This window comes from Gryllotalpicola ginsengisoli DSM 22003 (assembly GCF_000419445.1).
Lineage (GTDB): Bacteria > Actinomycetota > Actinomycetes > Actinomycetales > Microbacteriaceae > Gryllotalpicola > Gryllotalpicola ginsengisoli.
Map to the genome: position 1 here is coordinate 136,662 of NZ_AULK01000005.1, position 12,499 is coordinate 149,160.

General features: G+C 70.7%; 8 protein-coding genes. 2 read left to right on the forward strand and 6 right to left on the reverse strand.

Going from position 1 to position 12,499, the window contains the following annotated elements; translation table 11 throughout:
- Position 1 precedes the first annotated feature (1 nt).
- Together H563_RS16225 and H563_RS0110655 are read right to left on the reverse strand one after the other, a co-directional pair.
- Positions 2 to 3,322: a S8 family serine peptidase gene (locus H563_RS16225; RefSeq protein ID WP_022882592.1), complete on the reverse strand. Its 3,321-nt coding sequence runs from the start codon at positions 3,320 to 3,322 to the stop codon at positions 2 to 4.
- A gap of 225 nt (positions 3,323 to 3,547) precedes the next feature.
- Positions 3,548 to 5,758 (reverse strand): NADP-dependent isocitrate dehydrogenase, encoded by a 2,211-nt coding sequence (locus tag H563_RS0110655; protein WP_022882593.1) that lies wholly within the window; start codon positions 5,756 to 5,758, stop codon positions 3,548 to 3,550.
- A gap of 152 nt (positions 5,759 to 5,910) precedes the next feature.
- Between H563_RS0110655 and H563_RS0110660 the strand changes: the two genes are divergently transcribed.
- Complete coding sequence (locus H563_RS0110660) at positions 5,911 to 6,363, forward strand: GNAT family N-acetyltransferase (protein WP_022882594.1); 453 nt, start codon at positions 5,911 to 5,913, stop codon at positions 6,361 to 6,363.
- Positions 6,360 to 6,869, forward strand: a complete 510-nt coding sequence (locus tag H563_RS16230; RefSeq protein ID WP_245556841.1) for an MGMT family protein — start codon at positions 6,360 to 6,362, stop codon at positions 6,867 to 6,869. Before H563_RS0110660 ends, H563_RS16230 begins: the two co-directional genes overlap by 4 nt.
- 111 nt (positions 6,870 to 6,980) lie before the next feature.
- Here the strand turns inward: H563_RS16230 and H563_RS0110670 are convergent, their stop codons facing one another.
- The 4 genes from H563_RS0110670 to H563_RS16240 all read right to left on the reverse strand — a co-directional run bounded on the left by H563_RS0110670 (position 6,981) and on the right by H563_RS16240 (position 12,493).
- Positions 6,981 to 8,795: an ABC transporter ATP-binding protein gene (locus H563_RS0110670; protein WP_022882596.1), complete on the reverse strand. Its 1,815-nt coding sequence runs from the start codon at positions 8,793 to 8,795 to the stop codon at positions 6,981 to 6,983.
- A complete protein-coding gene (locus H563_RS16235) occupies positions 8,792 to 10,735 on the reverse strand; it encodes an ABC transporter ATP-binding protein (protein ID WP_022882597.1) in 1,944 nt (647 codons plus the stop codon). Before H563_RS16235 ends, H563_RS0110670 begins: the two co-directional genes overlap by 4 nt.
- Before the next feature lie 157 nt (positions 10,736 to 10,892).
- Complete coding sequence (locus tag H563_RS18405; RefSeq protein ID WP_022882598.1) at positions 10,893 to 11,021, reverse strand: hypothetical protein; 129 nt, start codon at positions 11,019 to 11,021, stop codon at positions 10,893 to 10,895.
- 293 nt (positions 11,022 to 11,314) lie between these two features.
- Positions 11,315 to 12,493, reverse strand: a complete 1,179-nt coding sequence (locus tag H563_RS16240) for a dimethylarginine dimethylaminohydrolase family protein (protein WP_022882599.1) — start codon at positions 12,491 to 12,493, stop codon at positions 11,315 to 11,317.
- Positions 12,494 to 12,499 lie beyond the last annotated feature (6 nt).

Consider the following 12,499-nt stretch of genomic DNA (forward strand, 5'->3'; position numbering starts at 1 on the left):
CCTACCCCTTGGATTTGGCCTTCGCGCTCTTGCCCGGGGTCGAGTCCACCGTGACCACCGTCTCGGGGCCCGTGTCGCCGTAGCTCACGATGCCGAGGTAGGACACGTTCGGCTTGAGGCCCGTCCACTTCAGCGTCACGGTGTTCGCCGCGCCCGCCGCGGTGGCCGAGCCGGCCGTCGCGCTGAAGTGACCGGACCCGCCGGTCTCGGTCAGGTAGGTCGTCTTCAGGTCGAAGTCGCCGGAGCCCGCGTAGAGCACGACCTCGAGCGCGTAGTAGCCGGCGGCCGGATCGGTCAGGTCGACCTCCTCGTCCGCCGAGCCCGTCGCCGACTGGCCGACCAGGGTGGCGCCGACGATGTTCCCCGCATCGTCGAGGTCGACCTGGTAGACGTACAGGTCGTAGTCGTTCGCGTCGTCGACCGCGTCCTCGGCGAACCGGGCGATCTTCGTTCCCGACGGCACCTCGCTGAAGAACACCTGGTCGTTCGTGTCCGGGTCGGCCGAGCTGCCGCCGCCCGAGTGGCTCGAGTCGGCCGCGGTGCCCGCGTCGGGCAGGGTCACCTGCGCGGCGAGGCCCATGGTGTGCAGCTCGGGAACGCCGGCGGCGCCGTTGGTGATGTCCACCGTCGTCGAGCCCGCGTTTCCGGTGCCGGTCGCGGTCGCCGGGGCGATCGCGGAGACGGGCTGGATCGCGACCGGGCTGTGCACCGTGATGCCGTCCGCCGCGCCCGCGCCGACCCAGTCGATCGACCCGGTCGTGTACTCGTCGAGCGGTGCGGTGGTGCGCGTGAAGGTCACCGTGTACTGCGCCGATACGCCGGCCGCGGTGAAGGTGAGCGTCGAGCCGCCGGTCGGCGTGCCGTCCGGCTTGTACGTCTTCACCGTGGTCGTGAACCCGGGCAGCGTGACGTGCGGCGTGTAGGTGCCCGCCTGGGTGCTGGTCACGGTGCGGGTCACGGTCTGGGTGGCCGTGAACTGCCCGATCGAGATCGACGCCAGGTTGAGATCGGATGCCGCGTTCCAGTCCGGAGCCGCGTCGCCGAGCTCGCCGACGTTCTTCAGGTAGGCGATCCAGTCGCTGTACGAGTTCTTGTACAGCAGGCCGGGGCTCGCGAACTTGCTCGGATCCACCTCGCCGGCGCCCTGAGCGAACGGGTCGGTGACCGGGTCGCCGTCGGCGTCGACCGTGTTGTAGGCCGTCGTCATCATGACCGACTTGATCTCATCCGGGGTCGCGGTCGGGTGCAGCGAGAGGTACAGCGCCGCGAGGCCCGCGATGTGCGGGGTGGCCATCGACGTGCCCGACATGAACTCGTAGCTCGGCTCGTAGCTGCCGTCCGAGCTCTGGGTCGAGGGGCCGTCGGCGATGATCGAGACGCCGGGAGCCGAGATCTCCGGCTTCAGCACGTCGCCGCCGGCCGCGTCGACCGGGCCGCGGCTCGAGAAGCCCGCGATCTGCGGGGTCGGGGTCTCGATGCCGGTGGTGTTCTCGTCCGTGAGCTCCGCCGTTGCGCCATCCGTCGCCGCGTAGTCCCAGATCGCCTGGTAGTACGGGGCGTCGACGGCGAGCGTCGGCACCGAGTGCTCGTCGAGGTCGAGGGAGTTCGAGGTCGGGTTCACCAGCACCATGCCGATGCCGCCCGCCCGCTTCACCTCCGCCGACTTGTCGACGCGGTCGCTGACGCCGCGCTTGCAGACGACGATCTTGCCGGCGACCTTCGACGAGTCGAGCGACCCGGCGAAGCAGAGCGCGGCCTGCGCATCCGGGTCGACCGTCGACCCCTTGGCGTAGCCCTGGGCGGGATCGTCGACTTCGAAGGTGGCTGCCGCCACCTTGTCGGCCCGCACGAGGTCGCCCGAGACGCCCTCGGAGGGAACCGTGATGGTCGCGCCGGGGTAGGCGGAGCCGTCGCCGAGCGTGACGGTGCCCTCGTAGGACGGGATGGTCGAGGCCGCGACCGTGGTGTACCACGGCGAGGCGTTGTCGAGGGTGGTCTCACCGGGGCCGGCGTTGCCCGCCGCGGTGGCGACGAAGATGCCGGCCGCGGCCGCGCCGAGGAACGCCTGGTCGGTGGCGGAGTACGTGGTCTGCGCCGCGCCGCCGCCGATGGAGAAGTTCAGCACGTCGACGCCGTCGGCCACCGCCTGGTTGATGGCGGCCACCATGTCGGCCGTCGCGCAGCCGTCGTCGCTCTCCGTCGTCGTGTCGGGGCCCGACCAGCACACCTTGTAGTCGGCGACCTTCGCCGCCGGGGCCATGCCGGAGATCTGGCCGAAGTCCTTGCCGGAGATGGTCGCGTCGACGCCGTAGTTGCCCGCCGCGGTCGAGGCGGTGTGCGAGCCGTGGCCCGCGCCGTCGCGCGGCGACTCGTACTCGACCGGCTGCGAGGCGTGCAGCACGTTCACGAACGAAGCGTCGAAGTAGCGCGCGGCGATCAGCTTGGTGTTGCAGTCGGAGGTGGTCCACGAGTCGTCCTCGGGCACGGTGCCGCCGAGGTAGGCGCCGGTGTCGGCGTCGTACTTGCCCGAGTCGACCGCGGGGTCGGCATTCACCTGGCACACGCCGGTGAAGGTGGTGCCGTCGGCCTTCTGGTAGGTGATCACGGGGTTCCCGTTGGCGTCGGTCGCACCCGTCCAACTCGGCGTCGCGCCGGCCGTCGCCGAGGTGCTCAGCGCGTCGCCGGAGAACGACGGGTTCTCCGGCGAGATGCCGGTGTCGAGGTCTCCGAACACGATGCCCTCGCCCGCCTTGTCGGGGCCTCCGATGGCCTCCCAGAGGCCGCTCGTGTCATCGCTGCCGATCGCGCCGTTCTGCAGGCCGAGGAACTGGTAGTCCGCCTCGGCCTGCGGGTGCAGGATCTCGTCGGGCACGACCGCGACCACGTCGCTGCGCTTGCTCAGCTGTGTCGCCTGCTTGGCGGTCAGCTTGGCCGCGAAGCCGTTGAACGCGAGCGAGTAGGTGTAGGTGGGGTCGGCGCCGACGGCGTCCGCCACGTCCTTCTGCTTGCCCTCGAGATAGCGGGTGTACTTCTTGACGTTCGCGTCGCTCGCCTTCAGCTGCTTGCCGTCGGCCGGATGCGTGGCCGGGTAGCCGCTCAGCCCGCCCGTGTAGGTCGCGGCCGCCGGGTCCTTCAGCTGGACGATGTAGGTGCCGGTCTTGAAATGCTGCTCCTTCGTGAACGTCTTCGCGTTCGGCGTCGGAAGCGACGACGTCGCCGCCTCCGAGGGTGCTGCCGCGAAGACCAGCGCCGAGCCCATCACGGCGGCCGTGGCGGCCACCGCGAGGGCGCGGCGAAGGAAGGGGAACTGTCGAGTGCCCACGTGGTTCCAATCGCTGTGCGTGTGTGCGTGTGTGCGTGATCAGCGCGCGGCGTTGCGCGCTTGGCCGTCACCCTATCCCCACTCGGAGGCACAGGAACAGTTGTGCGAAGCATCCGTAACACAGCGGTAAAGCGCGACGCATCCGCGACCGCGCGCTGCGGAAAAAGAGAGCGGGCGGGCCGACGGATGCCTCCGCCGAGCCCGCCCGCAGGCGTCAGCGCCGCCTCAGAACGCGTCGATCGCGGCGTTGAAGGTCGCCGAGGGGCGCATCACGGCCGCCGCCTTGGCGTCGTCGGGGCGGTAGTAGCCGCCCAGGTCGACCGGCGAGCCCTGCACCGCGATCAGCTCGGCGACGATGGTCTGCTCGTCGGCGGCGAGCTTCTCGGCCAGCGGCGCGAACGCGGCCGCGAGCTCCGCGTCGTCCTGCTGCGCGGCGAGCTCCTGCGCCCAGTACAGGGCGAGGTAGAAGTGCGAGCCGCGGTTGTCGATCGTGCCGAGCTTGCGGCCGGGCGAGCGGTCGTTCTCGAGGAAGGTGGCGGTGGCGCGGTCGAGCGCGTCGGCGAGCACCTGCGCGCGCGCGTTGCCCTCGTGCTGGGCGAGGTGCTCGAAGGAGGCGGCGAGCGCGAAGAACTCGCCGAGCGAGTCCCAGCGCAGGTAGTTCTCGGCCACGAGCTGCTGCACGTGCTTCGGCGCCGAGCCGCCCGCGCCGGTCTCGAACAGGCCACCGCCGGCCATCAACGGCACGATCGAGAGCATCTTGGCCGAGGTGCCGACCTCGAGGATCGGGAACAGGTCGGTCAGGTAGTCGCGCAGCACGTTGCCGGTGACCGAGATGGTGTCCTGCCCGGCGCGGAGTCGGTCGAGCGACTTCTGCGCGGCGGCCGCCGGGGGCAGGATGCTCAAGTCGAGGCCCTCGGTGTCGAGCGTCGGCAGGTAGGCGTCGATCTTCGCGATCAGCTGCGCGTCGTGCGCCCGCTTCTCGTCGAGCCAGAAGATCGCCGGCATGCCCGACAGGCGGGCGCGGCTGACGGCCAGCTCGATCCAGTTCTTGATCGCGGCGTCCTTGGTCTGGCAGGCGCGCCAGATGTCGCCGGGCTGCACCTCGTGCTCGATCAGGGCCTCGCCGGCCTGGTTCACGACGCGCACGGTGCCCGCCTGCGCGATCTTGAAGGTCTTGTCGTGCGAGCCGTACTCCTCGGCCTTCTGCGCCATCAGGCCCACGTTGGGCACGGTGCCCATGGTGGCCGGGTCGAGCGCGCCGTTGGCCTTGCAGTCGTCGATGACGGTCTTGTAGACGGATGCGTACGACGAGTCGGGGATCACGGCGAGGGTGTCGCCCTCCTTGCCGTCGGGGCCCCACATGTGGCCGCCGATGCGGATCATGGCGGGCATGGAGGCGTCGACGATCACGTCGCTCGGCACGTGCAGGTTGGTGATGCCCTTGTCGGAGTTCACCATCGCCATGGCCGGGCCCTCGGCGAGCGCCTGGTCGAATGCGGCGCGGATCTCGGCGCCGTTCGGCAGCTCCTCGAGGCCGGCGAAGATCGCGCCGAGCCCGTCGTCGGGCTTGAGGCCGGCGGCGGCCAGGTCGTCGCCGTAGCGGTCGAACACCTGCTTGAAGTACGCCTTCACCGCGTGGCCGAAGATGATCGGGTCGCTGACCTTCATCATGGTGGCCTTCAGGTGCACCGAGAACAGCACGCCGGAGGCGCGGGCCGCCTCGACCTGCTCGGCGAGGAACGCGTCGAGGGCGGCGGCCGACATGAACGTGGCGTCGACGACCTCGCCTTCGAGCACCGGCAGCTTCTCCTTCAGCACCGTCACCGTGCCATCCGTGGCCACGTGCTCGATGCGCAGCGTGTCGGCGGCGGGCATGGTGACCGACTTCTCGTTGGAGAAGAAGTCGTCGTGGCCCATCGTCGCCACGTCGGTCTTGGAGTCGGGGCTCCAGGCGCCCATCGAGTGCGGGTGCGAGCGGGCGTACGCCTTCACGGCGCCGGGGGCGCGGCGGTCGGAGTTGCCCTGGCGCAGCACGGGGTTCACGGCCGAGCCCTTGACCCGGTCGTAGCGGGCGGCGATGTCCTTCTCCTCGTCGGTCGCCGGGGCCTCGGGGTAGTCGGGCAGGTCGTAGCCCTGGGCCTGCAGCTCGGCGATCGCGGCCTTCAGCTGCGGCACGGATGCGGAGATGTTGGGAAGCTTGATGATGTTCGCCTCGGGCTGCTCGGCGAGGGCGCCGAGCTCGGCGAGGGCGTCCGGCCCGCGCTGCTCGTCGGTGAGCCGCTCGGGGAACTGCGCGATGATGCGGCCCGCGAGCGAGATGTCGCTCGTCTCGAGCTCCACACCCGCCTTCGCCGCGTACGCCGAGATGATCGGCAGCAGCGAGTAGGTCGCCATCAGCGGCGCTTCGTCGGTGTGGGTGTAGATGATCTTGGACATGCCGGTTTCGACTCCAGACGTTGCGAAGATGTCGATGGTTTCGCCGCCCACGATACCGGTATCTCGACGTCGAGATATCTGGGCGCGGGGCCGCGAGGGTGCCCGCCGTCGGCACCTATCGCGGCGCCGGGGGCAATGGCTAGGGTGATGCCATGGGTGAGCTGAGGCTGGAAGAACTGTCCGCGGCGAACATCGCGGCGGCGAACGCCCTCTCGTTGAAACCGGGTCAGGAGCAGTACGTCACCCCCGTGTCGTACTCGGCCGCCGCGGCGGTGCTCAACCCGGCTACCGCCTGGCAGCGGGTCGTGGTCGACGGCGACGACGTGGTCGCCTTCGTGCAGGCCGACTTCGACCCCGATGCGGAGAGCGAGGAGTTCCGTTCGATCCTGTGGCGCATCAACGTGGATGCCGACGATCAGGGCCGCGGCATCGGGCGCTTCGCCCTCAACGCCCTCGCCGACGAGGCGCGCCGCCGCGGCATGGACGCGCTCTACGTGATCTGGGAGCCGGGCGAGCTCGGCCCCGAGGCCTTCTTCCTGCGCACCGGCTTCCAGCCCGTCGGCGAGACCGAGTACGGCGAGACGATCGGCAAGCTCGACCTGTGAGCCCCGCCGGTCGACTCGGGCAAGGCGACCCCGCCGGTCGACTCGCGCAAGGCGACCCGGCCGGTCGACTCGCGCGCAGCGACTCTGCCGGTCGACTCGCGCGCAGCGCGAATGGAGACCGCCGCCGCGCCCGAGCCGCCGACGACGACCGCGCACCGTTGCGCGCCTACGAGCTCGCCGCCGGCACGGATGCCTTCGCCGAGGCCGTCCTCGACCTAGTGGAGCAGATCCCGCCGGGCCGCGTGATGAGCTACGGCCAGATCGCCGCAGAGCTCGGCTCGCGCGCCTCCCGCCAGGTGGGCAAGGTCATGGCGCACGGCGGGGCGGATGCGCCGTGGTGGCGCGTCGTGCACGCCGACGGCCGCCCCGCCGACGGCCACGAGGCCGAGGCGCTGCGCCGCTACCGCGCAGAGGGCACTCGCCTGCGCCACGGTGCGTCGGGCTACCGCATCGACATGCGCTCCGCGACGTGGCATCCGTCGCCCCCGCCCCCGCTGGTCGAGTAGCGCCGCAGGCGCGTGTCGAGACCTTCGTGCGGGTCTCGATACGCCGCTTCGCGGCTACTCGACCAACGGGGTCTCGATACGCCGCTTCGCGGCTACTCGACCAACGGGGTGCTACACGAGGGAATCGCGCCAGGCGGCGTGCAGCTGCGCGAAGCGGCCCGTGCCCCCGATCAGCTCGGCGGGGGTGCCGTCCTCGACGATGCGGCCGTGCTCCATCACGAGCACCCGGTCGGCGATCGCCACGGTCGACAGCCGGTGCGCGATGATCACCGCGGTGCGGTCGGCCAGCAGCGTCTGCAGCGCCTGCTGCACGAGCCGCTCGCTCGGGATGTCGAGCGACGACGTCGCCTCGTCGAGGATCAGCACGGCCGGGTTCGCGAGGAACGCCCGCGCGAACGAGATCAGCTGCCGCTGGCCGGCAGAGACGCGCCCGCCGCGCTTGTTCACATCGGTGTCGTAGCCGTCGGGCAGCGCCTCGATGAACTCATGCGCGCCCACCGCTTGCGCCGCCCGCCGGATCTCCTCGATCGTCGCATCCGGCTTGCCCAGCGCGATGTTGTCGGCCACCGAGCCCGAGAACAGGTACGCCTCCTGCGTCACCATGACGATCGCGCGGCGCAGGTCCTCCTGCGTCAGGTCGCGCAGGTCCACGCCGTCGAGCGTCACGGCGCCCGACGACGGGTCGTAGAACCGCGAGATCAGCTTGGCGAGCGTCGACTTGCCCGCGCCCGTCGAGCCGACCAGCGCGACGGTCTGCCCCGCCGGGATGTCGAGGTCGAACTTGGGCAGCACGTCGCGGCCCGGCTTGTAGTGGAAGTTGACGTCGTCGAACACCACGTGCCCGCGGGCGCCGTCGAGCTTGATCGGATGCGCCGGCTCCGGCACCCCCGGCTGCTCCTCCAGCACGCCCGAGATCTTCTCGAGCGCCGCCGCGGCCGACTGGTAGGAGTTGTAGAACATCGCCATCTCCTCCATCGGGTCGAAGAAGCGGCGCGCGTACAGCAGCACCGACAGCAGGGCGCCGATCTCGAGCGAGCCCGAGGCCACGCGCAGGCCGCCGATCAGCAGCGCCACGGCGACCGTGATGTTGCCGATCATCACCAGGCCCGGGTCGAAGAGACCGAACAGCTGGATCGTCTTGGCGTTCACGTCGCGGTAGTCCTCGACCAGCTCGCCGAACTCGCGCTCGTTGCGCTTCTCCTTGCGGAACGCCTTGACGGCGCGGATGCCCGTCATGGTCTCCACGAAGTGCACGATGAGCTTCGCCGAGGCGACCCGCGAGATGCGGAACAGCACCTGCGAGCGCTTCTGGAACCAGCGCACCAGGAAGTACAGCGGCACGAGCGAGCACAGCAGCACCACGCCCGAGACCCAGTCCACCGCGAAGATCGCGATCGCAATGAACCCCGAGTAGAGCATCCCCTGCACCAGCTGGTTGATGCCCGAGTCGAGCAGCTCGCGGATGGAGTCGAGGTCGCTGGTCTGCCGCGAGATGATGCGGCCCGAGGTGTACGACTCGTGGAACTCGAGGCTGAGCCGCTGCGTGTGCAGGAACACCCGAGTACGCAGGTCGAACAGGATCGCCTGGCTGATCTGCGCCGACGCGATCGTGTACCAGGCGATCGTGAGCGCGCCCAGCACGCCTGCCGCGAGGTAGGCGGCGACCGTCCACGAGATCGGCATCCAGTCCTGCTTCAGCAGCGCGGGCAGGCCGCGGTCGATGCCGATGCCGATCAGCGCGGGCCCCGACACCTGCAGGATCGTCGAGACGACGACCAGCACGAGCGTCCAGGTCACCTTGACCTTCATGGGCGCGACGAGCGAGCCCAGCAGGCGCAGCGAGCGCTGACGGATGACCCGGGACTCGCCCTTCGACAGGTCGCTGCGGTCCTCCCCTGCCACGCCGGTCACGGTTGCCGTGCTCATGCGTCCACCTCCTCGGTGTCGACGGTCTGTGGCCCGGATGCGCCCGGCGGGCGCGTCCCGAAGCCGGAGTCCTCGTCCTCCAGGGAGGAGATGACGTAGCGGTAGTGCTCGTTGCGCGCCAGCAGCTCGCTGTGCGGGCCGACGTCGACGACCCGGCCGCCCTGCAGCAGCGCCACCCGGTCGGCGAGCATCACCGTCGACGGCCGGTGCGCGACGATCAGCGCGGTGGTGCCCTTCAGCACCCGGCGCAGCCGCTCGGTGACCCGCGCCTCGGTGTCCACGTCGAGCGCCGACAGCGGGTCGTCGAGCACGAGCACGCTCGGCTTCGCGGCCACGGCGCGGGCCAGCGCGAGGCGCTGCCGCTGGCCGCCGGAGAGGCTGAGCCCCTCCTCGCCGACCTTCGTGTCGACGCCCTCGGGCAGGTCGTAGGCGAACGCCGCCTGCGCCACCTCGAGCGCCTCCGCCAGCTGCGCCTCGGCGGCCGCCTTCGTGTCGGGGTCGTCGCCGACGAGGTCGGGCCGGCCGAGCAGCACGTTGTCGCGCACGGATGCGGAGAACAGCGTGGCGTCCTCGAACGCCATCGCCACCCGGGTGCGCAGCTCCTCCAGGGTGAGGTCGCGCACGTCGACGCCGTCGATGCGGATGGCGCCGCCCGTGACGTCGTACAGGCGCGGCACGAGCGAGGTGAGCGTCGACTTGCCCGAGCCGGTGAGCCCGACGAGCGCCATCGTCTCTCCCGGGCGCACCTCGAGGTCGACGCCGTCGACCAGGTCGGGGAACCGCGCGGGCGAGTCCTCGTAGCGGAAGTGGACCTGGTCGAACTCGAGGCGGCCGCGCGGCTCGTCGATGTGCTTCGGCGCCGCCGGGTCGTCGATCGTGTTCGGAGTGCTCATCACCTCGAAGAACCGGTCGACGGCGGTGCGGGTGTCGTAGGTCATCGAGAGCAGGAATCCGATCGACTCAATCGGGAAGCGCAGCACCGTGGCCGTCGAGAAGAAGGCGAGCAGCTGGCCGATGGTGAGCTGGTCGTGGGCCGCGAGCCACACGCCGAGCAGCAGGCAGATGCCGAACGCGACGTCGGGCACCATCAGCAGCCACAGCCAGAGCCCGGCGATGGCGCGCGCCTTCTCGAGTTCGGTGCCGCGCAGCCGCTCGGCCTGGGCGCGGAAATTCGACAGCGCGTGGCGGCCGCGGCCGAACGCCTTGAGCACGCGGATGCCGTGCACGGACTCCTCGACCGCGGTGGCGAGGTCGCCCTGCTGGTCCTGCGACCGGCGCGCCACGATGTGGTACTTGCGCTCGAAGAAGTAGCCGGCGACCCAGAGCGGGATCGAGAGCACCACCATGACGGCGGCGAGCAGCCAGTGCCAGTAGAACAGCACGCCGAAGCCGACCACGATCGTGACGATGTTCACGATGAACAGCACGAGGCCGAACGACAGCCAGCGCCGGATCAAGTTGAGGTCGCTGACCGCGCGGGAGAGCAGCTGGCCGCTGGGCCAGCGGTCGTGGAAGGCGACCGGCAGGCGCTGCAGCTTGGCGTACAGCGCGTTGCGCAGCGTCGCCTCGACCTTCGTGCCCGGGGCGAGCACGAACCAGCGACGCAGCGAGATGAGCACGGCCTCGCCCGCGCCGAGCGCGAGGATGAGCAGCGCGGAGAGCACCACCTGCGAGGTGCTGCCGCCGCGGTGCAGCAGCGTTCCGTCGACGAGCTTCTGCAGCACCATGGGGATGGCGAGCGCGACGACGGAGGCGCCGAGGGCGGCGACCATGCCGGCCGTGATGCGCGGCAGCGCCGGCTTCAGGTAGGGGTAGAGCCGCACGAGCGACTGCGCGGTGGTCTGCTCGGGGCCGTCGGCGCGGTGCGTGCCGTCGCTGAGCTCCGGGCCGGCGGTCTCGTCTCGTGGGGGGTGGGGGTCCTGCGGGGCAGCGGTAGACATGGATCAGGCAATTCTTCGTGGGAGTCGGCGAGATTCGTGACGCGGTCCGCCGGCGGAGGTGGCCGGCGGAGTCGTCTCAAGAGGCGTACGGACGCGGCATCGGGATCCGACGCGTCCGACAGAGTTGGGGTGCTGGTGCCGCGGGGCGGCGGGGAGGCTAGCGGGAGCGCATCGTGGCGCCGAGCCGGCGCATGCGGCCCCGCCCGGCGATGACGTCATTCTCCGGGGCGGCGCCGGCGGCCACACCAGCGACGACCTTCGTCGTGAAGAGCGTGGTGTCGGACATGTCGGCCTCCAGAGTCATGAGTGTGCGTTCGGTGACGCTCACCTCTGCGCGCGCCGAAGCGTCGGCACAGATACGGAGCGAATTCTCAGACTAGTACCGCGCCGAAAGCGCAGACAAGCGCCCGACCCCAATTGGGCACAACACTCGCGACAGACGCGCTGATCTTCCACCGGTCGACTCAGCCCTCCGCCGGTCGGCTCGGCCCTCCGCCGGTCGACTCAGCCCTCCGCCGGTCGACTCAGCCCTCGGCCGGTCGACTCAGCCGCGCAGCGGCTGAATGGAGACCCGCACGCCTACAGCCGTACCGACAGGCAGGTGACCGACCCCTCGACCTTCTCGAACTCGCTCACGTCGACGACGACGACGCGGTAGCCGAGGTCTTCGACGAGCGCCACGGTCTGCGGGGCCGACGCCGGCATCAGCACCGTGCTCGGGTCGAGCACGACCAGGTTCGCGCCGCTCGGCTCGGGCACGCGCAGCGCGCGAGCGAACACGGATGCGTCGACCTGGTCGCCTGCGACCAGCACGGTCCCGTCCGGCAGCGCCGTGGCCACGGTCTTGAGGTGCAGTGCGCCCGTGACGGGCACGGCCACGACGGTGAGGTCCAGGCCGGCGAGGGTGACGACCTCTCGCAGCTGGCGGATGCCGTCGGCATCCGTGCGCGCGCTGCGCCCGACGTAGACGGTGTCGCCGACGACCAGCACGTCGCCGCCGTCGAGGGTGCCGGGCGCCTCGATCTCGTAGAGGGTGAGGCCCTGCTCGCGCAGCTTGTCCGCGACGGATGCGGTCTCGGCCCTGCGCCCCTCGGCTCCGGGCCGGGTGATGACGCCCACGCTGGAGCTCAGGATCACGGCGGCGTCTTCGACGAACACGGCGTCGGCGAGGTCGTCGGCCGGGGCGACCTCGACGGTCTGCCAGCCGGCGGAGGAGAGCGCGGCGACGTAGTCGTCCCACTGCTTGTCGGCGAGCGCCGGGTCGAGGAGCGTGCGCGCCCGGTGGGTGACGATGCCCTCGGCGAGGTTGGCCGAGGGCACGCGCACGAAGGCGACGCGGCCGCGGGCGACGGGCCGGGCGACCCAGTGTTGGTACACGCTGCGGCCGAGCAGGGCGGCGGCGACGGTGCCCGCCACGATGAAGAACAGGTAGAAGCCGACGACGCTCGCCAGGATCGACACGATCTCGCTCTTGACCAGGATGAAGCCGGTGACGCCCGAGGCGACGATGCCGGCGATCAGCCCCGCGAGCAGCGACCCCCACCAGCTCGAGAACGCGCCCAGCAGGCCGCCGATGAACAGCACGACGAGCAGCAGCAGGGCGGGCAGCGCGAAGTCGCCGGTGTAGGTCGGGATCGACGCGAGCGACAGCGAGTTGACCAGGTAGAGCGCCAGGACGGTCGCGGCGAAGGCGACCAGCGTGGTCGAGAGGGCGGCGAAGAAGGATGCGGCGAGCCGTCGGCTCCACGGGGTCGTCATGATGCC

What these genes read in the sequence shown, in the direction of transcription:
- H563_RS16235 (WP_022882597.1), bottom strand. Translation starts at nt 10,735, where the DNA reads ATGTCTACCGCTGCCCCGCAGGACCCCCACCCCCCACGAGACGAGACC.
- H563_RS0110655 (WP_022882593.1), bottom strand. Translation starts at nt 5,758, where the DNA reads ATGTCCAAGATCATCTACACCCACACCGACGAAGCGCCGCTGATGGCG.
- H563_RS16240 (WP_022882599.1), bottom strand. Translation starts at nt 12,493, where the DNA reads ATGACGACCCCGTGGAGCCGACGGCTCGCCGCATCCTTCTTCGCCGCC.
- H563_RS18405 (WP_022882598.1), bottom strand. Translation starts at nt 11,021, where the DNA reads ATGTCCGACACCACGCTCTTCACGACGAAGGTCGTCGCTGGTGTGGCC.
- H563_RS0110660 (WP_022882594.1), top strand. Translation starts at nt 5,911, where the DNA reads ATGGGTGAGCTGAGGCTGGAAGAACTGTCCGCGGCGAACATCGCGGCG.
- H563_RS0110670 (WP_022882596.1), bottom strand. Translation starts at nt 8,795, where the DNA reads ATGAGCACGGCAACCGTGACCGGCGTGGCAGGGGAGGACCGCAGCGAC.